Raw genomic sequence first — 25,212 nt, forward strand, 5'->3', positions numbered from 1 at the left:
CTTTTACTGGTTCGTGTTCCCCGTCTCCCGTCGGTTCGTGTTCCCGCCACTCGCCTTCGCACTCCCGCCGCTCACCCGCGCCAGCACCTCGCCCGTCCGCGGTCCCCACGCCACCACGACCGCCTCCTTCGGCACCTTCTGGTCGGGCGAGAGCAGCAGCCAGCGCACGTGGTGGCGGCGCACGATCCGGGTGCGTTCGGCGCGGGTCGCATCGGGGGAGAGGTAGTCGCGCACCTCCTGGAGGCGGCGGTTGCGCGTGTCCTCGGCGAGGGAAGCATCCGGCCAGGCGGGGGCGACGAGGTTGGCGCCGTACGCGGGGACGGACCGGGTGGGGTAGTAGCCGTTGGTCAGGACGACGTCGCCCTTGCGCATCTGGCTCACCGCCCAGCCGTAGCCGGGCCAGCGCGGCGGCTGGTCGAAGCCCACCGGGTCGAGGGCGCGCGGCACGACCGCGCCCGCCTGGAGCGTGAAGAAGCCGATGGCCGCTCCGGTGGCCGCCACGCCCCCGAGGGCCATGCGCCACCGGCGCCAGGGGCGGGGCGCCGCGAGCTCGATCGCGAGGGCGAACTGGAGGGGGACGAGGGTCAGGCCCAGGATGCGGCCGTAGGTGTAGTGGCCGCTGAGCCAGCCGTAGGCCACGACCGCGCAGTCCAGGGCGAACATCAGGACCAGCGGATCGCGGCGGTCCCTGCGGAACCTCAGCGCGAGCGCGGGCAGGCCGATCAGCGCGAGCCAGAACCGCTGCGGCATCTCGGTGTAGAGCTGCCGGTGGATCCAGTCGACGCTCTCGTCACCGACGAGGGAGAAGACCGAGTAGTAGGGCCAGCTCGCCGCGATCACCGCCGCCGTCACGGCGGTCACCGCCCACTTCCACAGCGCGGGCAAGGGGTGCTTGGCCGAGGCCGCGAACGCCACCACTCCGATCACCGCCGCCACGGACGAGATGGGATGGACGAGCAGGATCACTCCGCACAGCGCGCCGAGACCCGCGTACGCCCCGGCGCCGCGAGGCGACTTCGCGAGCGAACCCGCCCAGGCCCACGCCCAGAACGCCAGGCCGATCGCGAACGTCGACGGGTAGGCGAGGTTCCCCGTCATCGACATCAGACCGAGGTAGCCGCTCCACCACGCCATCCGCGTGCCCCAGAGCACCACCATCGCGAACAGGGCTAGGACCGGCGCCCATTGACGCGGCGTCAGGACCTTCACGAACCGGCCGAGGCCCGTGAGCAGCACGAGCAGGTTCAGCGGCCCCGCCAGCTTCACGACCTCCCAGCCCGCGAGCCCCGACGCCCGCGCGAAGACGCCCTGCGCCACCGCGTACGGCGAGTAGTACGGGCTGCCCGCGCCCGGCAGGTCCGCCATCGGGTGGCGCGGGTGCAGCAGGTTGTCCTTGAGCCGCTCCACGACCGCCGCGTGCTGCCCGAAGTCGCAGCACATCGGCACCCGCCAGAAGGCGAGCGACATGATGATCCAGAACAGACCGCCGAACACGACGTACGGGCTCGGCCGCCACCGCCTGCGCCCGTGCAGGGCCGTCGCGCCGTGGACCCGGCGGCGCGTGAGGAGGCCCGCTCCCCGCGTGGCCATGCTCATCGCATGAGCCTCTCCGCGACGCGGGCCGATGCCCGTCCGTCGTCCAGGTCGCAGTAGGCCTCGCGGAACGCCGCGTACGCCTCCGCGTGCCGGGCGGTGACGGAGTCCAGGTCGCGCAGGGCATCGACGACCTCGCCGGTGGAGGCGAGCAGTGGCCCCGGCGCGCTGGTCTCGAAGTCGAGATAGAAGCCGCGGACCGTGTCGCGGTAGTGCTCCAGGTCGTAGGCGTGGAAGAGCATCGGACGCCCCGTGTGCGCGAAGTCGAACATCAGGGAGGAGTAGTCCGTCACCAACACGTCCGAGATCAGCAGGAGTTCGGCCGTGCGGGGATGGGACGACACATCGCGTACGAAGGGCGCGCCGGCCCCGGGCAGGCGGCCCGCCGTCAGCGGATGCTTGCGCACGAGCAGGACGTGGTCGTCGCCGAGGACGTCCCGCGCCGCGGCGAGGTCGAGCGCGGGTTCGTAGCGGAAGCGGCCGGGGGAGTAGGCGAGGTGGTCCCGGTAGGTCGGCGCGTACAGGATGACCCGCTTGCCGGGGTCGATGTCCAGCTCGCGGCGGACGCGTTCGGCGACCTTGCCGCGGTCCTCGGAGAAGAGGACGTCGTTGCGGGGCGAGCCCGCTTCCATCACCTCACCCTCGTAGGCGAGGGCGCGCCCCAGGTGAGGCGTCGAGAAACGGTTCGGCGACACGAGCACGTCCCACTGGCGGGAGAGTTTCGGCAGGACGTCGAGGTGGCCGTGGTCGGCGTAGAGGGTGTCGGTGAGGTCGGTGCCGATGCGCTTGAGGGGCGCCCCGTTCCAGGTCTGTACGACGGTCTGGCCGTCCCGCCGCTCGAAGAAGTCGGGCAGATGGCCCGCGGTGACGATGCGCCGGCAGCGGGCGAGCGCCTCGTACCAGGCGGCGCTGTGCTCCTCCACGCCCTTCGCCCCGTCGGGCACCTTCGTCTGCTGGTCCTGCGTCACCCACAGGTGCTCGACGTCCGCGCCGCGCCGCATGAGCTCCTCGTGGACCGCGCGCGGCGAGTCCCCGTCGAAGTAGAGCACCGCGTCGCGCAGGGGCTGCGTGCGCTTGCTCGGATAGTGCGCGGTGCGCAGCCGGTGCCGCCGGTAGGCCCCTCGCTCGCCGCGGGCGAGCACGGACCCCGCTTCGAGCAGCAGCCGGTCCCCGAACCGCCGGTCGACGGTGAACTCCCGTCCCTCCACGGTCCGGTGGAGCGGAAACGCGGCGGAGACGGAGGCGAGCAGCCGCACGGGCATGCCGTCCTCGCCGTGGGCGGCATGGGCGGCATGGGCGGCATGGGCGCCGCCCCCGCCTCGCGGACCACCGGGCGTCGCCGCGCCGCCGCCCGCGTCCGACTGCCGAGTCCTACCCCGCACGGCCACGTCCCCGGCCACGTCCCCGCGCGGTGCCGCATGGCTCTGCGTGCCTTCGGCTGCCGCGGTGATCTGCCCCGCAGTGCTCTTGTCCGCGCCTGCGGCCGTCTCTCTGTGTGGTGTCGCACGGCTCTGCGCGGTCGCGGTTCCGCTCGGGCTCTCGTGTGCTGGGGCGGTGTGTGCGTCCGTCGGGACTTCGGCTGCCGCGGTGGCCTGCCTCGCAGTGCTCTTGTCCGCGCCTGCGGCCCCGCGGACCGTCCCGCCCCGCCCCGGCGCCGTACCCGCCCCGGCCTCCCGCAGGAACGCGTACCACCGTCCCTCCCGCAGCACCCCGCCCCCGGGCGCCACCACCCCCCGGAAACGCCCGGCGGTGCGCTCCACCGGTACCGTCAGTTCCTCGTCCCTGCCGCTGTGCCGGAGCACCAGTTCCGCCGCGTCCCAGCTCGCGTCGGACACCGTGCCCTCGATCGTCAGCGTGCCGTCCGCGCTCCACGCCACCCGGTCGGCGATCGGCTGCCGGGTCAGTTCGATGACGAGCTGGCCCTGGTCGTTCGCCGACGCGCACAGCTCGCGGCCGCCCTCGCGCGATGCGTAGCGGCCCGGCGGCAGGTCGAGTACCGCCGCGAGGGACTTCAGCTTGCCGTCCGGCAGGACCAGGTTGGCCTGCCAGCGGTCGCCGTGCGGGGGCTCGACCTCCTTGGGGGCCAGGTGCGGTGTCGGCGCGATGTCCTCCAGGTCCGCGAGGCGCACGCGTACGTCGAAGCGGTCGTCGCCGGGCAGCGTCACGGGGTAGTCGAACTCCGCCGACGAGTGCTTGTGCGTCAGGCGCAGGGCGGTCGGGCGCAGGTGGCTCGGCAGATGACCGCTGAGTACCATCTCGTCGCCGTCCCGGTGATGGGCGTCGACCCGCGCCACGTAGTCCTGGATCTTCAGGACCAGGCGGCCCTTGCTGTAGCCGAGGACCAGGCGCAGCCCGTCGCCCAGTTCGCGTACGACGGATTGGGCGGACGACCCGTCCAGGGGGCGGACCGCGGCCCGCCGCACCGAGCCGTGGCCCGCGACGACCACGCCGAGCAGCCAGTTGCCGGGCCGCCACCGGCCGCCGGTCTTCAGCTGCTCGGGGTCGATGGTCAGCTCGAACCCGGAGAGGTCGTAACAGTGCAGCTGCTGCTGGGAGTTCTCGGTGGCCTGCGGTGCGGCGACGGTCCGGGTGGAGATCTTCCTCAACTGCGCCCTGCTGTGGGCGGACTTGAGGATGGCCGCCTTGATGGAGTGGCCGGGCCGCGTCGCCTCCAGGTTGCGCACGTACGCGTACCCGCTGATCCGAAGGAGCCCGTCCGCGCCCCAACTGGCCTCCCGTACACGGGAGATGACGGGCAGTTCGCCCCTCCCGAGCCGCGCAAGCTCCTGCGGGACGCGGATGTGGCCGCCCGAGCTCCGCGGGTAGGTGGCACTGCGCCGCACCACCCCGCGGACCTGGAAGGCGTTCTTGTTGCGCTGCTCGAAGGTGAGCAGGTCGATCAGGTCGGCGGTGCGCCCCTCGCGTACGAGATGCCACTTCACGCGCAGGGACACCGGAAGCCCGGCGACGACCCCCGGATCCGCGCGGCGCAGGAACGCGGCGGCGCCCTTCATGAACGTCGCGCGGTACTCGGGCCCGCCCATCGGCAGGCCCTCCAGGAAGTACACGAAGTCGTCGCGCAGGCAGGACGTGTCGTACGTCCCCCGCATCTCGGGCGCGTGCTCGGCGAGGAACGCGCTGACGTGCGCGCACGCCGCGATCCGGTCGCGCACGCCCTTCACGTCCGTGCGGCGCCGGGTGATCGAACCCTCGCGCACCCGCCAGTAGTAGACGTGGTCGCTGAGCACGTCCACGGAGCCCGCGAGGAAGTGCGCCGGGATCATGACGGGCGTGTCCTCGTAGAGCTTGCCCTCGGGGAAGGTGAAGCCGTGCCGGTCCCAGAAGGCGCGCCTGAAGACCTTGTTCCAGGCGACGCGGTCGGCGAGCAGCTCCAGGTCACGGCTGATGTGGGTGCGTGAGCGCGGCTCGGTGAGCCACTTGTACTGCCAGGCCTGCTGGCGTCCGCGCTCGTTCAGGCGCCAGACGTTGCCGCTCGCGAAGTCGGATCCGGTCGCGTCCAGGCTCGCGGTCATCCGCGCGTACGCGTCGTGCGGCACGACGTCGTCGCTGTCGACGAAGGTCAGGTACTCGGCGGTCGGGGTCGCGTGCCGGACCCCGGTGTTGCGGGCCGCGCTGAGCCCCGCGTTCGGCTGGCGCACATAGACGAACCTCGGATCCTTCGCCGCGAACTCACGTGCGATGCGCGGGCTGCCGTCCGTCGAGCCGTCGTCGACGAGTACGGCCTCCAGGTCGGCCATGGTCTGCCCGGCGATCGACTCCAGGCACTCCTCCAGAAACTCTTCGACGTTGTAGATGGGCACGACGACGCTGAGACGGGGCTGCACGGCGACCGGCCTTTCGTACGCTCCCAGTCATGGGAGTGGGGAGAATCATGGGAGTACGGGCTTATTCATCCCTTTTGCCCCTTCCGGTCAATTTCTTTGCCTCGCTTCATCCCAATGAGTGAGGCGCGGTCTTCGACAGGGCGTGCCCGGCTGGCTACGGTCGGTGTTCATGTCGCGCTTCTCGGTTGTCGTCCCCGCCCATCGCGTCCAGGGCTACCTGAGGGAATGCCTGGACTCCGTGCTCGACCAGAGCCGCGCCGATCTGGAGCTGATCGTCGTGGACGACGCGTCGCCCGACGCGTCCGCCGCGATCGCCGCGGAGTGTGCGGAGCGCGACCCGCGCGTGCAACTCGTCCGCGTCCCCGCGCACTCGGGAGCGGGTCCCGCCCGCAACATCGGCGCGGACCGCGCCACCGGCAGCTACCTCCTCTTCCTCGACGGCGACGACCTGCTCCTGCCGGGCGCCCTTGAGTCGATCGCACAGGCCCTCGACGCGGCGGACGACCCGGACGTCCTCGTCTTCGGCCACGACCGCGTCGACTGGTGGGAGAGCGTGCGGGCGGGCGGCGACGACCTGGCGGGGGACCAGCTGGCCGTCACCGTCGCCGCCTGGAACCGCGTCTTCCGGCGCGGCTTCTGGCAGGAGCGCCGCCTCGCGTTCAGCGACGGCCCCTACGAGGACGTGGTGCCGGTGCGGCGCGCGGCCCTGACGCCCGGCGCGCGCACCGCCGTCCTCGACAAGGCCTGCGTCCGCTGGCGCGAGCGGCGCGGCGGCAGCTTCGCCACGTCGCCGGGCCGGGAGCACTTCGCGGTCATCGGGCGGTACGAGGAGCTGCTCGCCGCCGCGGACCCGGCCGACCGCGCCCGGCTCGTCCCGCACGCCGCCGCGCATCTGCTCGCGGTGCTCGACGACCCCGGGCGCATCGCGCCGCGCGACCGGCGTGACTTCTTCCGCGGGGCGGCCCGCCTCTACCGCACGTACGGCCCGGCGGGCCCGGCGCCCACTCCCGGGGCGAAGGCCCTCGCCACCGCCTCGTACGCCGCCTACGAAGCGCAGCGCAAGAGCCGGTCCCGCAGGACGGGCGTCACCCGCAGGCTCAAGGAACAGAAGAAGAAGTTGCGCGCCCGCGCCATGCGCGTCGCCTACCGCGCCGACCTGCGCCGCCCCCTGGACCCCCACCTCGCGGTCTACGGCGCCTACTGGAACCGCGGGATCTCCTGCAACCCGGCCGCCATCCACGCCAAGGCCCGCGAACTCGCCCCGCACATCCGGGGCGTGTGGGTGGTCTCATCGCGGCACAAGCACCGCGTACCGGCCGGAGTCGAGTACGTCGTCGAGGGCTCGCGGCGCTACTGGCAGGCGATGGCCAGGGCGACGTACCTGATCAACAACTCCAGCTTCCCCGGCGGCTTCACCAAGCGCCCCGGCCAGGTCTACCTCCAGACCCACCACGGGACCCCGCTCAAGAAGATGGGCCTGGACCAGCGCCGCTACCCCGCCGGCACGCACGGCATCAGCTTCCAGAAGGTCCTGGACCACACCGACCAGTGGGACCTCAGCCTCTCCGCGAACCCGCACTCCACGGAGGTCTGGGAGCGGGTCTACCCCTCGACGGCCTACCAGGCCCTGGAGGCGGGCTACCCGCGCAACGACGTCTACTTCACGGCGGGCGAAGCCGAAGTCCGCCGGATCCGCGAGGAGTTGGGCGTCGCGGACGGCCGGACGGTCCTGCTCTACGCGCCCACCCACCGCGACTACCAGAAGGGTTTCCTGCCCCGCGTGGACCTGGAGCGCTTCGTGAGCGCACTGGGTCCTTCGTACGTCGTGCTCGTGCGCGCCCACTACTTCTACGGCGCCGACGCGGGCCTGCGCGCCCACCCGCAGCTTGTCGACGTCACCGGCCACGCGCGCGTGGAGGACCTCTGCCTGGCCGCCGACGCCCTCGTCACGGACTACTCGTCGCTGATGTTCGACTACGCTTGCCTGGACCGCCCGATCGTGACGTACGCCCCCGACTGGCAGGCCTACCGCATGGCGCGCGGCACCTACTTCGACCTGCTCTCCGGGCGCCCGGGCGAGACGCCGGGGGCCGTGGCCACCACCGAGGACGAGCTTGCCGGGCTCTTTCGCGGCGGGGAGTGGGACGCGGCCGACGCGGCGGACCTGCGCAAGGCCTTCCGGGCGCGGTTCTGCCCGTACGACGACGGGGGCGCCGCCGAGCGGGTGGTGCGGCGGCTGTTCCTCGAAGGTCAGGCGCCCCGCTCGTAAGGGGAGCGGACCGGGAAGTACGCCGTCAGGAACGAGCGGATGGCCAGGGCCATCTCCTCGTCGGCCAGTTCGCTGTCGGGGGACTCGCCGATGCAGAACGCCGTCTTGTTGCGGCCCTGGAGCAGCTGGCCCAGGCGCGCGTGGTCCTCACGCCTTCCGATGTCCACGAAGTCGTACGCGATGCCCGCAGGCACGGCGCGCCCCGTGAGGTACGCGTAGTGGTGGTGCAGGGACGACACCAGGGCGAGGTCGCTGTTCGAGCGGAAGCGGCTGCGGGCGGTGGCTTCGAGCTCTTCGGGGAACCGCTCGGTGAGCTCCGCGAGGACGCTGCGGTGCAGGGCGTAGGGCGCGTGGAAGAAGCTGTGCGTCGTCGTCCTGCCGAACTCCCGCTTCAGCAGGGCCCGGTTGTTCTTCGCCGCGGCCAGATAGCCCTCGTCGTCCGGTGAGACGGGCAGTGCGGGCACGGACGCCGACGACCAGAAGAAGCGTGAGATGCCCGAGCTGTGGAAGAACGTGTCCGGGGTGGTGGGGCGGCCGAGGAACATGTCGTCGTTGAGGTAGAGGAAGTGCTCCGACAGGCCCTCGATGCGGTGCAGTTGGCTCTCGATGGAGTGGGAGTTGAAGGTGGGGAGCGCGGTATCCGGGTCGGCGAAGAGGTCGCGGTGGTCGATGACCGTGACGTCCGGGTGGGCGGCGTTGAGCCAGGAGGGGGTCTGGCCCGCCGTGACGAGGTAGATGTGCCGGATCCAGGGCGCGTACATCGCGAGCGAGCGCATCGAGTAGCGCAGCTCGTCGCGGTTGCGGAAGCGGACGGCGCCGTGGTCGGGCGACGTGTCGTCGTCGGGGCGGCCGAGTGCCGCCTTGCGGCGGGCGTGCCATTCGGGGTCGGAGTCGTCGACCCAGGTGTAGACCGCGTCGATGGGGAAGTCCACGTCGCCGACGAGGAGTTGGGCGAAGACGTCGAGCGTCGGGTACGTGCGGTCGGCGATGCGGAGGGTCGCCGTGGGGGAGAGGGAGGGGAGCTCGGATCCGGCGAGGGTGGTGCCGAAGGGGGCGCGCCTGATGTCGGCCCTTTCGGCCCCGTCGGCCCCGTCGTCCGCTGCCCGCGGCCAGAACGCCACCGTGCAGGACTGTCCGACGCCGTGCCGCAGGGAGAGCGTCGTCGTGGTCACCGGCTTGAAGACCTTGACGCCCGCGACCTCGCCGATGCCGTCGAGCCGCTCGGCGAGCACGACCCCGGGGGCGGCGTCCCGCGGGTTGACCAGCTCGGCGTAGACGGGCTGTCCGTGCAGGGACTCGGCGAGCGCCTTGAGCGCCCCGTCGCGCTCGTCGTCGGCCACGGCGAGGGTGTGCGTGGTGCCGGACGTGCGGACCAGGACGTAGGGGATGTCCTTGGACTCCAGTGCTGTGGCGGTGAGTTCGAGGTTCCAGTCGGTCATGTCGGGGGCGAGGACGTCGTCACGGCGCTCGGCGAGCCGGCCCACCGAGCGGATGACGAGGCCGCTGGTGTCGGCGGCGGCGATCTCGTCCTCGCGGGCGCGCTCGTCGGCCGCGGGCTCGGCGTTCAGCGTGTACGGCGTGGTCGGGCGGAAGCCGCTGCCGCCGGACGCGACGCCGAGCGCCACCCGGTCCGCGCGGTCGTCGAGCCGTTCGGGGGCGTCGCGCCGGGCCAGGAGCCGGGAGTACAGCTCCTGCCAGCGGGCGGTGACGTCGGTGGAGGAGAAGCGGGCGTAGACGCCTTCGCGGGCGGCGTGCGCGTAGCCGCGCCGCGTCTCGGGGTCGCCCATCAACTCGCTCATGGCGGCGGCCAGTTCATGGATCTCGCCGGGCGGTACGAGCAGTCCGTCGACGCGGTGCCTGACGATCTCGGCGGGCCCGGTCAGGACGTCGTACGCGACGACGGGCACACCCGCGGCGAGCGCTTCGAGCAGCACGAGCGGGAACGCCTCGTTGTGCCCCGCGGTCATCAGGGTGAGCCCCGCCTTGGCCCACTCGGCGGCCATGTCCTGGCAGGGACCGAGGAGTTCGACGCGGTCCTGAAGCCCGAAGCCGTCGACCAGGCGGCGCAGATGCTGCTCGCGGTGGCCGCCGCCGAAGACGCGCAGGGTCCAGTCCGGATAGGCGTCGGCGACCTCGGCGAAGGCCCGCACGGCGTGGTCGACGCGCTTCTCGCCGGTGAGGCGCGCGGCCATGACGATGACCTTGCTCTCGCCGTCGGCGCGCGGCCGGAAGCCGTCGGGCACGGCGTTCGGGATGACCGCGAGCTCGGGGGCGGTGGCGCCCAGGGACTCCGCGATCCAGTCGCGGGTGCGCTCGGTGAGGGTGACCAGGGCGTCCAGGCGCGGCGCGTGCAGGAGCAGGGGCTCGCCGGAGGGGCCGCGGCGCTGGGTGGGGCGGTGCTCCTGGTGCACGGTGACGACCCTGGCCGGGACGAGCCCGACGGCGGCGGCCATCAGGGCGGGCGTCGTGGTGACCAGGACGTCGGTGTCCAGGGTGGTCAGGGCGGCGGCCATCTCGACGTCGGAGAGCCGGTCGAAGGCGGACTCCCAGGCGGGCTTGATCAGTTCGCTGGGCAGCGCGGCGAGGGTGCGGCAGGCGGCCTCGTCCAGGCGCGAGGCGCGCACCGGACGCTCGGGCGAGGCGGTGCGGTCGACGAGGTAGCGGACGGGGAGGCTGCGGGCCTCGGGGAAGAAGGGCTCGGGCCGGGTCCGGAAGACGGAGATGACCTCGACATCGTGCCGGTCCGCCAGGTGCTGCGCCTGGGTGTAGGTGGCCAGCTCGGTGCCGCCCATCTCGTCGCCCCAGCCGAGGAGGTACGTGATCTTCATGAGGTCTCCTTCGAGATGTCCCAGCACGTCAGCGCGAAGCCACCGGACTTGGTGAAGTGGGCGTGGGCCCGGACCAGGGCGCCGCTCGGCAGGGCGAAGACGCGGAAGGGGGTGGGGTAGGCGGCCGAGGGGTCGCGCACGTCGGAGAGCCAGCGGCCGAGGGGGAGCGTGGCGGCACGGCTGTCCGCCTCCACGTGGAAGTCCCACACCCACTGGCCCGGGCTCGCCCCCGCCATCTCCGCGAGGGGCAGCCGGAAGCTGAACTCGGGGCCCTCCCACACCGCCCCGACGGGCACGGTGACCCCGTCACGCCGCCGCACGGCCTTGGCTCGCCACCGCCGCCGCGCACCCGTCATGACGAGCCGCCCGTGCACGGTGATGCCGTCGCCGCCGGGTACGAACCGGGTGAGCTCGGCGCGGGGCCGGGACCGCGTCACCTGGAGCACCGCGCGCCCGCTGCGGCACCGGACGACGCGGATGAGCGTGCCGGTGCGGGGGTCGGGGGCGTGGTGGAGGGTGGGCGTGGGCGGCGGTTCGGTGTCCGCCTCGATGCCGATGCCGATGCCGATGCCGCGCCGCAGGACGCGTCCGCTGGCGTCGGCGGTGACGACCGTGAGCCGCCAGACGCCTTCGCCGAGGCGCGGGTGGCCAGGGGTGTTCGGCTCGTCGGGCACGTCGCGTACGTCGGGCACGTCGCGTACGTCGGGCGTATCGCGCACGTCGCGCAAGGTGGCGGTCCCGGACAGGAGCAGGCCGCCGTGGGCGTGCTGCTCGAAGGCGAGCGGGATCCGGAACCGGCGGTGGCCGCGCGAGACGACCAGGTGGGCCCGCTCGACCCGCTCGTCGGGGATGGCGGAGACGGTGGGGATGGCGGAGACGGCGGCGAATGCGACGTTGAGCGTCCGGCTGTCCCGGATCGACAGATGCACGGGCGCCAGGAGCGGCTGCGCCCCGCCGCCGACCCGGCCCGCGGCGGCGCGTTCCGCGCGGAAGCGGGTGGACCTGACGGTGGCGATCAGCCGCCGGGCGGCGGGCGGCAGGGCCGGGGTCATGGCGTGAACCCAATGTGGTGCATTGGGCCACTTTGCCTGCTGTTCGTTCCCGCGCGGCCTGTTGTTCGCTCCGCCGGGGGGTGTGGCCGCGCACGGGTCACCCGCCTGGCGGACGGGAGCGTAACCCTGGGCGATATGCGGCGATAAGCCCCTTAATGATCATTTCTCTCGCGCAGTTCCAGCGCCGTAAGGAATCATCCGCACCACCGGCCGAAGCCCCCTCTTCGGCCCATACCCCGGGCGTCGCGGCCCTGTGCCGCCGCTGGGCCGACCCGGCGGCCGTGGCCCTCGCGACCGTCCTGATCGCCTGGCGCGCGAGCACGCTGGGCCAGTGGATCGTCGACGACGCCGCCATCACCTTCGCCTACGCCCGCAGCATCGACGAGGGCCTCGGCCCCGTGCAGCAGCCGGGCGCCGACCCCGTCGAGGGCTACTCCAACCCCTCCTGGCTCGCCCTGCTCCTCGTCGGCCGCAGGCTCGGCCTCTTCGACCACGGCGCACTCCTCGGCGTCAGCGACCTGGTGCTCTACCCCAAGGCCCTCGCGCTGCTCTGCACGGCGGGCGTGCTCGCCTGCGTGGCCGCGGCGGCTCGGGCCGTGCTGCCGGGGCGGGCCTGGGCGGTGACCCTGCTGACCGGCGCCGTCCTCGCCGGAAACCTGTCGTACGTGGCCTGGTCCTTCTCGGGCCTGGAGAACCCGCTGTACGCGCTGACCGCCGCCGCGACCGGAGCGCTGCTCGTCCGGGGAGCCGCGCGCGGCGCCCTGCTGCGGCCCACCATCGCCGCGAGCGCGGGAGCCATCGCCCTGCTCGCCGCGCTGACCCGTCCTGACGGCGCGGTCCTCGCGGCGGCCTATCCGGTGACCGTGCTGCTCTTCCTGCGCCGGGACGGCATCGCGCGGGCCGTGCGGGCGGCGGCGCTGAGCTGCGGCACGTTCGCGCTGCCGTACGGGGCGTTCCTGCTGTGGCGCCGGGCGACCTTCGGGCTCTGGGTCCCGAACACCGCGGTGGCCAAGGCCCAGAAGCCGCCGGGTCTCGCCCAACTGTCCTCGGCGGGAGAGCTGTTGGGCTACGGAGGCTGGGCGCTCGCCCTGATCGGCGCGGCCTGCGTCGGCACCGCGCTGGCCCGCCCCGGACTCGCCCGCCCCGGACTCGCCCGCCCCGGACCGGCCCGCCCCGGACTCGCCCGCCCCGGACCGGCCCGCAGAGCCCTGGCCGCGCTGCTCGTCCCGCTGGCCCTGACCCTCCTCGCGTACGGCGTGCTCGGCCGGGACTGGATGGCCCTGTACCGCTTCGCCACCCCGGTGTGGGTGCTCGCCGCGACGGCACTCTCCTTGGCCGCCGTCACCGTCTGGCAGGCCGAACGCCTCCGCGCCCGCGTGCTCATCGGCTGCGCTCTCGCGGGCGCCCTGCTGCTCTCGGTCACCGGACAGGCCGCGCAGAACGGCAGGTTCGTCCAGCGCCCGACCCTGTCCATGTGCTTCGTGGCCGAGCGCTACGGCCACACCTTCAACGCGTACGCCGCGTACCTCGGCCTGCGCGACGCCACCGTCGCCCTGCCCGACCTGGGCGGCACCCTGCTCACCTCACGGCTGCGCGTCGTGGACGTCGCGGGCCTGACCGACCGCCGCGTGGCCGAGGCGTACGCGGCCGCCGACACCGCGGGCCTGCGCGACTACGTACTGAACGACGTGCGCCCCGAACTGCTCCACGTGCACGCCGCCTGGACGCGCAAGACGGGCCTGACCGTCCCCCGTCTGGCAGCCGCCGGTTACGTCCCCCTCTACCGCGAGGGCGACGGCGGCGACTTCGTCCGGGCCGACGCCGTACGCGACCCGGCCCGGATCGCCGCACTGCGCGAGCGGGTGCGACCGGCCTTGGACGACATGGTCGCCGAGATGCGCCCGGCGGGCTGCGGCCCCGCGCTGCGCGCGGGAGAGGGGTCCCCGGCATGACGACGGCTCTGCCGCGCCAGACGCGCACCCGCCCCGAGCTCCCCACCGCCGCCGACACCGCGCCCCGCGTCGACTCCCTCACCGGGATGCGCTTCCTCGCCGCCTTCGCGGTGTTCGTGCACCACTTCACCGGTCTCAGCGCGCAGGGCGGTGTCGCCCACGCGCCGCTGCTCTTCCCGTACTCGACGCTCGGCGCGAACGGCGTGGGGTTCTTCTTCGTGCTCTCCGGGTTCCTGCTCACCTGGGGGCACCGCCCCGGCACCCTCGCCCGACTCTTCTACTGGCGCAGGTTCGGCCGCATCTGGCCCGCCCACCTGGTCGCGACCCTGCCCTGCATCTGGGTCTTCTACCTCTGGGCCGGTGTGCCGACGGACGCCTTCAGCTTCGTCGCCTCGCTGCTCCTCGTGCAGACGTGGTTCCCCGGCGTCGTCCCGATGTTCCCCGGCAACGGCGTCGCCTGGACGCTCAGCGTCGAGGCCTTCTTCTATCTCCTCTTCCCGTTCGCCATCCGCGGCGCCCTGCGCCTGCGCACCCGCACCCTGGCCCTGCTCGCCGCCGCCGGACTCGTCGCCATGTGGCTGCTCAAGTGGTGGACGGCCACCCACCTCTCGCCCTTCGCCACCGAGTGGATCATGCGCAACCCGGTGAGCCGCCTCCCCGAGTTCGGCGTCGGGATGGTCTGCGCGCTCGCCCTGCGCCGGGGCCACCGCTTCCGTATCGGCCCGGCGGCGGTCCTTGCCTGCCTCGCCGCGTACGCCGTCCTCTACTTCCACCGCACCGCCTGGTTCGGCCCGTACATCGCCGACCAACTCGCCTGGACTCTGCGGCCGTTCGCCGCCCTCTTCTCCGTCCTGTTCATCGTCGCCTACGTCCAGCGCGAGCTGACCGGACACCGGGGCTGGCTCTGCTCGCGCCCGATGGTGCTGCTCGGGCTCTGGTCGTACGCCTTCTATCTGCTGCACCAGACCCTCAACCGGCTGATCCTCGACACCTGGGGCCGCCCCCAGCCCGGCAACTCCGCGGTGTTCACGCTCCTGGGCGTCGCGGTCACCGTGGTCGTCCTGTCCTGGGCGCTGTTCACGTACGTCGAGGAACCGGCGAGGAAGTGGTGCGCGCGTCGCACCCCGCGCAGGTGGAGCCAGAAGAGCGCGTCGGCGGAGGCGAGTTGAGCGCGTGACCCTTTGTGCCGATACACGTTGAACGCGAGCAACGCGCAGAAGATCCTGTGCTGGATGTGTTGGAGGAGAACGTGCACCAGTCCGCGTACGAACAGATGGAACTCTGTGTCGAGCAGTACATGCCCACGGGCAGGCGCCACCGGGTGGTCGATCTCGGCGCCCGGGTCTCCGACGGGCAGACCCGCACCCACAAGGCCCTGCTCGAAGGGCGCGACACGGAGTACGTGGGCGTCGACGTGCTCGACGGACGCAACGTCGACGCGGTGATGACGAAGCCCTACCGCATCCCCGTGAAGTCCCGCAGCGCCGACTTCGTCATCTCCGGCCAGGCGTTCGAGCACATCCCCTTCTTCTGGGCGACGATGCTGGAGATCGCCCGCGTCCTGAAGCCGCAGGGCATCGCCTTCGTGACGGCGCCCTCGCGCGGCCACGTGCACGACGCGCAGGACTGCTGGCGCTACTACCCCGACGGGTTCCGCGCCCTGGCCGCGTACACCCGGCTCGAACTCCGCGAGGCCTACACGGACTTCCCGCCCATGAAGGGCATCCGCCACGCGTATGGCCAGATCGACGCCAAGCACGCCTACTGGGGCGACTCCGTCGGCGTGTTCCAGCGGCCCAAGAACTATCCGCGTCTCACCATGGCCCTGGTGCGCTCCACGACCACGTGGTGGGCGAACAGGGTCGGCGGGGTCGACGGCGTCCCGCTGCCCGAGCCCGTCGAGGGCCGCACGCTGTGCGGCAGGCCGAAGGTGGTGGCCCCGCGCGCGGTGGACGAGCGGCCCGTCGAGGCACCAAGTAACGCCAAATGAACCTATGTTGACGAAATGTGACATCACGGATGAGTTGCGCGTACTGTCCGCTTTCATGGCATGGCGACGCGCTGTGAATGGCGCATTGAAGCAACTGACCGGATATCAGCTGACGCGCAGACCGCTGCCGGCCCAGCGCGCGGCGGCGGCCCCCGCGCCGAAGCCCGCCCCGGCATCGAAGCCGAAGCCCAAGCCGAAGGCCCTGAACCTCCCCGCCGACTACGACGACGAGGCGAAGGAGATCATCCGTGCGGTGAAGCCGTACACGATGACCTCTCCCGAACGGCTGAACGCCTTCATCCTGGCGACCCGGCACGTCGTACGGCACGGCATCCCCGGCGACATCGTCGAGTGCGGTGTGTGGCGCGGCGGTTCGATGCAGGCCTGTGCCAAGGCGCTGATCTCCGCCGGTGACACCGAGCGCGACCTGTACCTCTTCGACACCTACGAGGGCATGACCCCGCCCACCGAGGAGGACCTGCGCCGGGACGGCAAGTCCGCCGAGGAGCTGCTCAAGCTGCAGGGCAAGGACCGTCCGATCTGGGCGGTCGCCTCCCTCGACGACGTCAAGTCGGGCTTCGAGAAGGTGCCCTACCCCAAGGAGCGCGTGCACTACGTCCAGGGAATGGTCGAGGAGACCGTCCCGCGCGAGGCGCCCGAGCAGATCTCCATCCTGCGCCTCGACACCGACTGGTACGCCTCGACCAAGCACGAACTCCAAGAGCTTTACTCGCGGTTGGTCAGCGGCGGCGTCCTGCTCATCGACGACTACGGCTACTGGCAGGGATCGCGCCAGGCCGTCGACGAGTTCCTGGAGAAGACCGGCGAGCGCCTGCTGCTCCTGCGCATGGACGAGGGCCGCATCGCGGTCAAGCCCTGACCGCTCGGCGGGCAGCTGAGCCAACCAACTGAAGACAGCGGGCAGGTGAGCGGGCCCTGTGTCCGGCGGCTTCGAGCCGCCGGACACAGGGCCCGCCCGCGTGATCACTCGAATGGCTCTGCGCGGGTGACCCGGAAGGGCGGCGGTTGTTAACCAAGTGGCCCCCAGCAGGACGCGCAGCCGTGCCCGTCAGTTCTCCGGAAGGAATGTGCGCAGCGCATGACACCCCGACTTGCCGTCGTCGTCCCCGTCTACAACGTCGAGGAGTTTCTCGGCCCTTGCCTCCGGTCACTGGCCGAGCAGACCATGCCGGACCTCGAAGTCGTCATGGTGAACGACGGTTCCACCGACGGGAGCCCGCGCATCGCCCGCGAGTTCGCCGCCGACGACGCGAGATTCCGGCTGGTCGAGCAGGAGAACGCGGGGCTCGGGGCGGCCCGCAACGCGGGAGTGCGTCAGGCGCGGGGGACCTACCTGGCGTTCGTCGACAGCGACGACGTCGTCCCGCGTGACGCGTACGAGCGGATGCTGGCGGCCCTCGACGAGTCCGGCTCGGACTTCGTCACCGGCAACGTCCACCGGCTGCGCTCCGCCGGCCGGAGCGAGCAGTCGCCGATGTTCCGCAAGATGATGGAGAAGAACCGCAGCGCCACGCACGTCACGCGCGACTGGGAGCTGCTCGGCGACCGCATCGCCTGCAACAAGGTCTTCCGCAGGGACTTCTGGGACCGGCACGCCTTCGCCTTCCCGGAGGGCGTGCTCTTCGAGGACACCCCCGTCACGATCCCCGCCCACTTCCTGGCCGCTTCCGTCGACGTACTGAAGGATCCCGTCTACCTCTGGCGCGACCGCGACGGCTCCATCACCAGCCGCCGCGCCAAGCCCCGCGCCGTGCGCGACCGCACGGCCGCCGTCCTCTCGGCCGGCGGATTCCTCGCCGAGCAGGCGGCCAGGGCGGCGGGCACACCGCAGGCCGAGGTCTTCGCCGATGCCAAGCGGCGCTATGACACCACCGTGTTCTCCGGTGACCTGTGGCTGTTCATGGAGGCCCTGCCGCACGGCGACGCCGCGTACCACGACGCCTTCATGGAGCAGGCCAACACCTTCCTCGACACCGTCGACCCCGCGGTCGTCGCCGCACTGCCGCTCGCCCTTCGCGTGCGCTGGCAGCTCATCCGCCAGCGCCGCGTCACCGACCTGCTCGCCTTCATGGCGTACGAGAAGTCCCACCCCGAGGCCTTCAGGGTCCGCGGCCTGCGCAGGCGCCGGGCCGACTTCCCCGGGATCGGCGGCCTGCCGCGCGAGACCGTCGCCCTGAAACGTTCCGACCTGCCGCTGACCGCGCAGCTCACCCACGCCGCCTGGGACGAGCAGGGCAGGCTCCGGCTCAAGGGCTACGCCTACATCCCCAACCTGCCCGCCGGGCGGATCGGGGCACGCGCCAGGATCGCCTGGCTGCGGGCCGGGCGCCGGCGGGTCCTGCCGCTGAAGCTGCGCACCGTGCGGGCGCGCGAGGCGACGTACCGCTCCAAGCAGGGCCTGCACAGCTACGACCGGTCGGGGTTCGAGACGGTCATCGATCCCCGCAGGACCATCACCAAGCGCCGCAGCACCACCTGGAACGTCGAGATGGGCGTGGTCAGCGGGCTGCTGCCGCGCACCGGGCCGGTGCGGATGACCGGCGCGCCGCGGCTTCCCGTGCGGTATCTGGAGGAGTTCCTGCGGGTGGCCGTCACGCTCAGCAAGGGGCGGCTGCGGCTGCGCACGGAGCGGGTGGCGGGGCGGCTCGTCGCGCACGAGGGGTGCGGTGGCGTCGTCCGGCTGCACGGCAGGCTGGCGCCGGGCGAGTCGCAGGCCGTCGACGCCCTGCGGGTCGAGAACTGGCACACCAAGGAGGCGCACTACGCCCCCGCCCTGGTCAACGGCCGTGACTTCAGCGCGGATGTGCCGCTCGCCCTCTTCCGCGCCGGTGAGGACGAGCGCACCGGCGCACCGCGCAAGGCCGACCCGTGGGGCGTCGCCCTGGTCCGCGAGGGCGGCGACCGCACACCGCTGGCCGCCTGCCCCGATGTGCCGCCGGGGCGGTACGGACTGCTGCCGGGGCGTGAACTCCTCGTCCTGGCCAACGCGTCGGGGAACCTGGAGCTGCGCGACCAGACCGTGCGGCCGCTCGTCTCCAGCGTGACCTGGGACGACGAGCTGCTCATCGAGGGCAGCCACCCCGACGCCGCGGCCCGCGCCGGGGAGCTGGTCTTCGTGCACGCCGGTCACGGCGACGAGGCCGTGGTGCCGGTGCGGATCGAGGACGGGCGGTTCGCCGCCGCGCTGCGCCCCGAGGCCCTGCCGGGACCCGGCGGCACCCTGCCGCTCGCCGAGGGGCGCTGGAACCTCTTCCTGCGCGAGCCCGGCCAGAGCGACCCCGAGCAGTACACCCCGGTGTGCGTGGCGCCGGGCAAGGACCGCGGACTCCCGCTCGTGCGCACCCGATCCGGCCGTGACATCAGCCTCAAGCGCCACGCCCACGACGGCCTCCACCTGCGCTCGGGCTCCGCGGTGCCCATGACCGACCGGGGCGGCCCGCGCCAGCGCCGACTGCGCGAGGTGTACGCGGCGCGGCGCGGTGAGCCCCTGCGCGACGCCGTCCTGTACTGCAGCTTCGACGGACGCCAGTACTCGGACTCGCCCCGCGCCGTGCACGAGGAACTGGTCGGCAGAGGCGTCGAGTTGGAGCACCTGTGGGTGGTGCGCGACCAGCAGGTGGCGCTGCCCGAGAGCGCCACGCCCCTCGCCCTGTGGAGCGCCGAGTGGTACGAGGCCCTGGCCCGCTGCCGCTACGTCGTCACCAACACCCAGCTGCCCGCGTGGTTCGAGCGCGCCGAAGGACAGTACGTCGTGCAGACCTGGCACGGCACCCCGCTCAAGCGCATCGGCCGCGACCTCGCGGGCCACGCGTCCGGCGACCGTGCCTACATGGCGACCCTGCCGGGACGCGCCGACCAGTGGAGCCTGCTGGTCTCACCCAACCGCTTCTCGACGCCCCTGCTGCGCGGCGCCTTCGGCTACACCGGGGAAGTCCTGGAGCGCGGCTATCCGCGCAACGACCTGCTGCACGCCGCCGACCGCGCGAAGGTCGCCGCATCCGTGCGCGAGCGGCTCGGCATCCCCGAGGGCAAGCGCGTCGTCCTGTACGCGCCCACCTGGCGCGAGAACCAGCCCAAGCAGGGCGGCCGCTACGGCCTCGACCTCCAGCTGGACCTCGACGCCGCGCGGCGCGCCATCGGCGACGACCACGTGCTCCTGGTCCGCAGGCACTACCTCGTCGGCGGCACCGTCCCCGGCTCGTACTTCGTCCGCGACGTCACGCGCCACCCCGACGTCAGCGAACTGCTCCTGATCAGCGACGTCCTGGTCACGGACTACTCGTCCCTGATGTTCGACTTCGCGCAGACCGGGCGCCCGATGCTCTTCCACACCTACGACCTCGACCACTACCGCGACACCCTGCGCGGCTTCTACTTCGACTTCGAGGCCCAGGCGCCCGGCCCGCTCCTTGCCACCGGCGACGAGGTCATCGAGGCGCTGCGCGACCCGGCGGCCGCCACCGCCGCGTACGCCGACGCGTACGACAGATTCCGCGAGGTCTTCTGCGATCTGGACGACGGGAACGCGGCCGCCGGTGTGGCGGACGCCATGCTCGAAGGGGGCCGCGCATGAGCACGCCGGACTTGCACGACGTCAGCTGCGTCGTGGTCGCGGGCACGGACGTCGAGGCCCTGCGGCAGTCGGTGCGGTCCGTGCTCGACCAGACGATGGCCAACGTGGAGGCGGTCGTCGTCGACCCCGGGGCGGACGGCCCCGCCCGCGACGCCGCGCGGGAGCTCGCCGCCGACCAGCCGCACCGGGTGCGCCTGGTCCGGGCCGGGAGCGCGCTGTCCGTGGCCGCGTCGCGGAATCTCGGGCTCGACGCGGCGCGCGGCCGGTACGTCGTCGTGCTCGGCGAGGGCGAACTCCTGGAGCGGCACGCCTGCCGGAACCTCTTCGACGCCGCGCGCACCTGGGGGGCCGACCTGGTGGCGGGGCGCTGGACGCGGCTCACCGGCGGCAGCGGAAGGAAGGAGCGGGGCCCGAGCTGGCAGGCTCAACTGCACGCGAGGACAAGGGGAGTCGAGAATCTCTCCGACGCCCCCGAGCTCGTCGCCAGGGACTCCCTGATCACCGGATTCTGCGTCCGCCGCGACGTCCTCGACGGCCGGCGTCTGCGGTACGCGGAGGACCTCGACCACAGCGAGGTCCTCTTCGGCGTCGAAGCGGCCCTCGGGGCCCGCGGCATCACCCTCGTGCCGAACCTGATCACCACCCGCCGCGCGGCGCCCGCCCCCGCCCGCGAGAGCCCCGCCCTCGCCGAGGCCAACGACCGCGTCGCCGGGCTCCTCGTGAGCCTGGGCCGCCTCGACCTGTGCGACCGGCGCGAGCGCGCCTTCCTCACCGACCACGTGCTGCCCTGCGCCCGTACGTTCCCGCAGCTCACCGCCGAGGAACGGCGCCGGGCCACGGCCGGGCTCGCCCCGCACCTGGCGGGCCGCGTGGACGCGCGCGCCCTGGACGCGCTCGAACCCGTGGAGCGGGTGTGCGTGCGGCTGCTCGCGGAGGGCGACACGGACGGCGTCCTCGCCGCCGCGTACGCGCTGGGGCGGCCGGGGACCGTCGTCTCGGAGCTGACCGAGCGGGAGGGCACGGTCTACTGGCGCGCGGACGGGCTCGACGACCCGCGCGTACGAGAAGTGCTCGACGTCAGCGAACTCGGCCATCAGTACCGGCAGTTGGGTGATGTGCGGCTCCTGAACCGCCTCACCAAGTGTGCCGTCGACGGCGGCAGGGCGGTCCTCGAAGGGCGGGTCGTGCTCCCCGGCCGCCTGGTGCCCGACCGGCCGCCGCTCACCGCCTGGCTCGATGTGCGGGCGCGCGGCGCGGGGCGGCGGGGCTTCCGCGTACCCGTGGAAGAGGTGCACTACGACGGCGGCGCGGTCGTCTGGCGGGCCACGGTGGGCCTCACCGCCGGTCTGCGGGACCTCGGCATCCGTGACCGCACCTGGGAGCCGCGGCTCGAACTCACCGCGGGCGGGCAGGAGTTGACCACCGAGCTCGTCGCCGAGCCGGAGACCGTGGGGACGAGCCAAGGCTTCACCGTCACCGCCGCGAACAGACTGGAGCTGCGCCTCGCGCCCCGCCACCGCGCCGCGGGCACCCTGCGCGCGGCCCTGCACTACGCCACGCACTTCCGTCCCGCGCGGGGGCTGAGGCTCCGGATGCGGGCCCTGCGCAAGAGGTGGGACAGGCTCAGCGCCCAGCCGTACAAGCTGCGCGTCTACCGCCGCGTGCTGCGGCGGCTGCCCGTCAGCAAGGGCTCGGTGGTCTTCGAGAGCCACATGGGCAGGTGCTACGGCGACAGCCCGCGCGCCGTCCACCAGGAGATCGTCGACCGCGGCCTTCGGCTGCGCTGCACCTGGTCGTACGCCGCATCGCCCGACGGATTCCCCAACTCGGCCCGTCTGGTGCGCCGTTGGTCCTGGCGCTATCTGTGGGCGCTCGGCCGCGCCGAGTTCTGGATCGACAACCAGGGCTTCCCGCACGCACTGCCCAAGCCCCGCCACACCACGTATCTGCAGACCTGGCACGGCTCCGCGTACAAGCGCATGGGCTTCGACGAGGCGCGCCTGAAGACGCAGAACGCCCCGCAGCGCGAGTGGCTCCAGCGGGCCGTCGACCGCTTCGACCACTTCCTGGTCCGCTCCGAGCACGACGTGAACACCCTGGCCCGCGCCTACAACATCCCCGAGGAGCGGCTGCTGCGCTGCGGCTACCCGCGCAACGACCGCCTGGTCGCCGCGCGCGCCAGGGACGAGGCCTCGGGCCGCTTCCCGCGTCCTGCCGTGGCCGCGGACCTCGGCATCCCCGACCACAAGACGGTGGTGCTCTACGCGCCGACGTTCCGCGGTCTGCCCAAGAACAACAAGGCGGTGCGCCTCCCCCTCGACGTACGCAAGTTCGCCGACCGCTTCGGGGACACCCATGTCCTCCTCGTGCGCGCCCACTACATGGAGGCGGCGAGCCTCCCGGTGTGCCCGCCCGGCACCGTCGTCGACGTGTCGGCCCACCACGACGTGAGCGAGCTGCTCTGCCTCGCCGACGTCCTGGTGACCGACTACTCGTCGATCATGTTCGACTTCGCGCTCCTTGACCGGCCGCTGGTGCACTTCGCCCCTGACCTCGACGCGTACGCGGCCGAGCGGGGCAGCTACTTCGCGCTGCGGGACGACGCGGGCGGGCCCGTCGTCGAGACCGAGGAGGAACTGCTGCGCGTGCTCGCCACGCTGAAGCAGGCCGACGGGGCGTGGGCCGAGGCCCGGCGGGCGTTCGCCGCGCGGTTCGGCGCGTACGACCAGGGGCGGGCCGCGGCCGACGCGGTGGACGCGCTCTTCGGGGAGCGGTTCGGGAACGCGGAGAAGTCCGGGAACGCGAAGTCCAGGAACGCGGAGAAGTCCGGGAACACGGAGAAGAGGGACGGCGCATGACCACGACGCTCGCGACCACGACGAAGCTCGCGACCGCGACGAAGAGCCGCGACCTCTTCCTCGTCGCGAACACCGTCGACGAACTCGGCGGCGTCACCGCCTGGGCCCACCAGATGGCCCGGCTCTTCCAGGGCAACGGCCACCGGGTGCACGTCATCGGCGTCCACGAGGCCGAGCTGAAGCTGGTGCTCCCCGACGACCTCGGCTACCCCGTGACCAGCCTCTACCGCGAGCACCCGCAGACCCCGCGCCCGGCACGGGGCCTCGGCCGCCTCAACGTGGTGGCGCGGCGCCGCGAGTCGGCACGGGTCGCCGCCAAGCGCCGCACCGTCGACCGGCTCTCGGAGCTCTTCCGTGCCGCACGCCCCGGCGCGGTCGCCATCGTCACGCAGGTCTGGCCGATGGAGTGGATCAGGGAGGCGGACACCGCGGGCCTGCGCATCATCGGCATGAGCCACGAGTCGTACGCCTACACCCGCGCCTGCCACCGCTACCGCGCGGTCAGGCGCAGTTACCCCTCCGTGGACCGCTGGCTCGCGCTCACCCAGGAGGACGCCGACGACTGGATCGCCGACGGCATGCACAACGTCGGCGCGATGCCCAACGCCCTGGCCCACCTCCCCGCGGTGCCCTCGCCCCGCGACCGGAGGGTGGTGTGCAGCATCGGCAGGCTCGCCGACCAGAAGGGCGTCGACATGCTCGTCGACACCTGGGCGCTCGTGGCCCCGCAGCGCCCCGACTGGACGCTGCGGATCTACGGAGCGGGCGCGGACGAGGCCGACCTCAGGCGGCAGTGCACGCGCCTGGGTCTTGACGGTTCGGTTGAGTGGCGGGGGCGGACCAGCGATGTGCCGGGTGTGCTCGCCGAGAGCTCCCTGTTCGTGCAGTCCTCGCGCGGCGAGGGCTTCCCGCTCGCCCTGATGGAGGCCATGGCGAGCGCGGTGCCGTGCGCGGCCTTCGACTGCGCACCCGGCGTACGCGAGATCGTGCGCCACGGCGAGGACGGCCTGCTCGCCCCCGCCGGTGACATCGAGGCCCTCGCCGACCGCCTCCTGCGCCTCACCGGCAACCCGCGGCTGCGGGACGCGATGGGGGAGCGGGCCCGGATGAACGTGCAGCGGTTCTCCGAGGCGCGGGTGCTGTCGCGCTGGGAGCAGTTGTTCGAGTTGCTGGAGCGTTGAGCGCTGTGCCGTTGCGGTGATGGAACTGCGCGCCGGTGGGGGCTGGTCGCGCAGCTCCCCGCGCCCCTTACGGGGCCTGCCGCCCCGAGCGCGCGAGCAGCGACGACAGCAGGCCCCTGGCCCGGCTTCCGGCGCCGGCAGGGGGCGTGGCGGGGGCGGTCGGCTCAGGGGCGGCCTCGTCCGCGTACCGCGACACCGGCTGCTCCGGCGACTTCGCCTTCTTGCCGCTGATCCGGATCATCGGGAAGCCCGCGACCTCCTCGGCGCCGTGCCACATGTCGTCGCGCCCCTTGAGGAACGCGGCGAGATCGGCGTGGATCGCGTCGTAGTCGCCCCACGTCCCGTAGAACTTGGTGGCCGTGATGCACAGCGGCTTGAGCCCGCTCGCCACCGCGCCCCAGGTCGCCGCGGCCACGCCCGGACAGTGCTCGGCGCGGAAGTCGTCGAGCACGACGATCCCGTCCTGCCCGAGCACCTCCCGGGCCGCCGCGATGTCCGCGTGCACGTGCTCGTACAGGTGCGAGGCGTCGATGTGCACGAAGCGGCAGCTGTCCGCCGCCACGTGCGCGGTGATCCCGGACGACGGCTCCTGGACGATCTGCGGCAGACCGTCGTGGAAGGAGCGGTAGTTGGCCTCGAAGGCGCGGCGCGTGAGCGTGGCGTACGAGCGGCCCATCTCGGCGGAGTTGGCCTCGTCGGGGGCGGGCGAGTCGAAGAGGTCGCAGACCGTGAAGGTCTCCTCCGCGCGCAGATACGCACCCATGAAGATGGCGCTCTTGCCCAGATACGCGCCGAGCTCAAGGAGGTCACCCCGCTGGCTCCGCTCCAGCTGCCGGCTCAGGATCCAGTCGAAGAGCACCTGGTCGACCGGATGGAACCACCCCTTCACATCGGAGAGCCTGCCCGGCCGCGGCAGCTGACCGGAGTCCTGGCCGGTGGCGGTCGCGGTGGCGGTCGCGGACGGGGTGGCTGAAGCGTTCTGCATATCTGGTCCCGGGGATGGGGGAAGGAGGACAGTGCGGCGGACGCGCAGGGCCGTCAGAAGCACGG

At 72.7% G+C, this 25,212-nt stretch carries 13 protein-coding genes; 8 read left to right on the plus strand and 5 right to left on the minus strand.

Going from position 1 to position 25,212, the window contains the following annotated elements; all coding sequences use genetic code 11:
- Positions 1-3: 3 nt before the first annotated feature.
- Both M4V62_RS25735 and M4V62_RS25740 read right to left on the minus strand, forming a co-directional pair.
- Entirely contained in the window at positions 4-1,596 is a 1,593-nt protein-coding gene (locus M4V62_RS25735; RefSeq protein WP_249589588.1) for a hypothetical protein, read from the minus strand.
- A complete protein-coding gene (locus M4V62_RS25740; protein WP_249589589.1) occupies positions 1,593-5,438 on the minus strand; it encodes a bifunctional glycosyltransferase/CDP-glycerol:glycerophosphate glycerophosphotransferase in 3,846 nt (1,281 codons plus the stop codon). Before M4V62_RS25740 ends, M4V62_RS25735 begins: the two co-directional genes overlap by 4 nt.
- A gap of 169 nt (positions 5,439-5,607) precedes the next feature.
- On the opposite strand from M4V62_RS25740, the gene M4V62_RS25745 reads away from it, so the two are divergent.
- The gene (locus tag M4V62_RS25745) at positions 5,608-7,707 is read left to right on the plus strand and encodes a bifunctional glycosyltransferase/CDP-glycerol:glycerophosphate glycerophosphotransferase (RefSeq protein WP_249589590.1); all 2,100 of its coding nucleotides are present in this window, start codon (positions 5,608-5,610) and stop codon (positions 7,705-7,707) included.
- Here the strand turns inward: M4V62_RS25745 and M4V62_RS43605 are convergent.
- Both M4V62_RS43605 and M4V62_RS25765 read right to left on the minus strand, forming a co-directional pair.
- Positions 7,689-10,535, minus strand: coding sequence for a stealth conserved region 3 domain-containing protein (locus M4V62_RS43605; protein WP_283779109.1), 2,847 nt, complete (start codon positions 10,533-10,535; stop codon positions 7,689-7,691). The genes M4V62_RS25745 and M4V62_RS43605 overlap by 19 nt on opposite strands.
- The gene (locus M4V62_RS25765; RefSeq protein ID WP_249589591.1) at positions 10,532-11,587 is read right to left on the minus strand and encodes a hypothetical protein; all 1,056 of its coding nucleotides are present in this window, start codon (positions 11,585-11,587) and stop codon (positions 10,532-10,534) included. The genes M4V62_RS43605 and M4V62_RS25765 overlap by 4 nt, the downstream gene beginning before the upstream one ends.
- 155 nt (positions 11,588-11,742) lie before the next feature.
- Between M4V62_RS25765 and M4V62_RS25770 the strand changes: the two genes are divergently transcribed.
- The 7 genes from M4V62_RS25770 (at position 11,743) to M4V62_RS25800 (ending at position 24,162) form a co-directional block, all read left to right on the plus strand.
- Positions 11,743-13,539: a hypothetical protein gene (locus M4V62_RS25770; RefSeq protein ID WP_249589592.1), complete on the plus strand. Its 1,797-nt coding sequence runs from the start codon at positions 11,743-11,745 to the stop codon at positions 13,537-13,539.
- Complete coding sequence (locus tag M4V62_RS25775) at positions 13,536-14,708, plus strand: acyltransferase family protein (protein ID WP_249589593.1); 1,173 nt, start codon at positions 13,536-13,538, stop codon at positions 14,706-14,708. The genes M4V62_RS25770 and M4V62_RS25775 overlap by 4 nt, the downstream gene beginning before the upstream one ends.
- An 80-nt stretch (positions 14,709-14,788) precedes the next feature.
- On the plus strand, positions 14,789-15,529 hold the full coding sequence (locus tag M4V62_RS25780; RefSeq protein WP_249592992.1) for a class I SAM-dependent methyltransferase: 741 nt from the start codon (positions 14,789-14,791) through the stop codon (positions 15,527-15,529).
- Positions 15,530-15,584: 55 nt separating this feature from the next.
- Positions 15,585-16,409, plus strand: a complete 825-nt coding sequence (locus M4V62_RS25785) for a TylF/MycF/NovP-related O-methyltransferase (RefSeq protein WP_425575284.1) — start codon at positions 15,585-15,587, stop codon at positions 16,407-16,409.
- A gap of 219 nt (positions 16,410-16,628) precedes the next feature.
- Entirely contained in the window at positions 16,629-20,123 is a 3,495-nt protein-coding gene (locus M4V62_RS25790; RefSeq protein WP_249589594.1) for a bifunctional glycosyltransferase/CDP-glycerol:glycerophosphate glycerophosphotransferase, read from the plus strand.
- Positions 20,120-22,981 (plus strand): CDP-glycerol glycerophosphotransferase family protein, encoded by a 2,862-nt coding sequence (locus M4V62_RS25795; protein ID WP_249589595.1) that lies wholly within the window; start codon positions 20,120-20,122, stop codon positions 22,979-22,981. Before M4V62_RS25790 ends, M4V62_RS25795 begins: the two co-directional genes overlap by 4 nt.
- A complete protein-coding gene (locus M4V62_RS25800) occupies positions 22,978-24,162 on the plus strand; it encodes a glycosyltransferase (protein WP_249589596.1) in 1,185 nt (394 codons plus the stop codon). Before M4V62_RS25795 ends, M4V62_RS25800 begins: the two co-directional genes overlap by 4 nt.
- Before the next feature lie 67 nt (positions 24,163-24,229).
- Here M4V62_RS25800 and M4V62_RS25805 read toward each other — a convergent pair whose 3' ends face one another.
- Positions 24,230-25,147, minus strand: a complete 918-nt coding sequence (locus M4V62_RS25805) for a class I SAM-dependent methyltransferase (RefSeq protein ID WP_249589597.1) — start codon at positions 25,145-25,147, stop codon at positions 24,230-24,232.
- Positions 25,148-25,212 lie beyond the last annotated feature (65 nt).

Origin of the sequence: Streptomyces durmitorensis, from assembly GCF_023498005.1 — a bacterium.
GTDB lineage: Bacteria > Actinomycetota > Actinomycetes > Streptomycetales > Streptomycetaceae > Streptomyces > Streptomyces durmitorensis.

Excerpts from the sequence above, each read along its gene's own strand:
- M4V62_RS25745 (WP_249589590.1), top strand. The coding sequence starts at position 5,608 with ATGTCGCGCTTCTCGGTTGTCGTCCCCGCCCATCGCGTCCAGGGCTAC.
- M4V62_RS25795 (WP_249589595.1), top strand. The coding sequence starts at position 20,120 with ATGAGCACGCCGGACTTGCACGACGTCAGCTGCGTCGTGGTCGCGGGC.
- M4V62_RS25765 (WP_249589591.1), bottom strand. The coding sequence starts at position 11,587 with ATGACCCCGGCCCTGCCGCCCGCCGCCCGGCGGCTGATCGCCACCGTC.
- M4V62_RS25800 (WP_249589596.1), top strand. The coding sequence starts at position 22,978 with ATGACCACGACGCTCGCGACCACGACGAAGCTCGCGACCGCGACGAAG.
- M4V62_RS25735 (WP_249589588.1), bottom strand. The coding sequence starts at position 1,596 with ATGAGCATGGCCACGCGGGGAGCGGGCCTCCTCACGCGCCGCCGGGTC.
- M4V62_RS25790 (WP_249589594.1), top strand. The coding sequence starts at position 16,629 with ATGACACCCCGACTTGCCGTCGTCGTCCCCGTCTACAACGTCGAGGAG.
- M4V62_RS25770 (WP_249589592.1), top strand. The coding sequence starts at position 11,743 with ATGATCATTTCTCTCGCGCAGTTCCAGCGCCGTAAGGAATCATCCGCA.
- M4V62_RS43605 (WP_283779109.1), bottom strand. The coding sequence starts at position 10,535 with ATGAAGATCACGTACCTCCTCGGCTGGGGCGACGAGATGGGCGGCACC.
- M4V62_RS25785 (WP_425575284.1), top strand. The coding sequence starts at position 15,585 with ATGGCATGGCGACGCGCTGTGAATGGCGCATTGAAGCAACTGACCGGA.
- M4V62_RS25805 (WP_249589597.1), bottom strand. The coding sequence starts at position 25,147 with ATGCAGAACGCTTCAGCCACCCCGTCCGCGACCGCCACCGCGACCGCC.
- M4V62_RS25775 (WP_249589593.1), top strand. The coding sequence starts at position 13,536 with ATGACGACGGCTCTGCCGCGCCAGACGCGCACCCGCCCCGAGCTCCCC.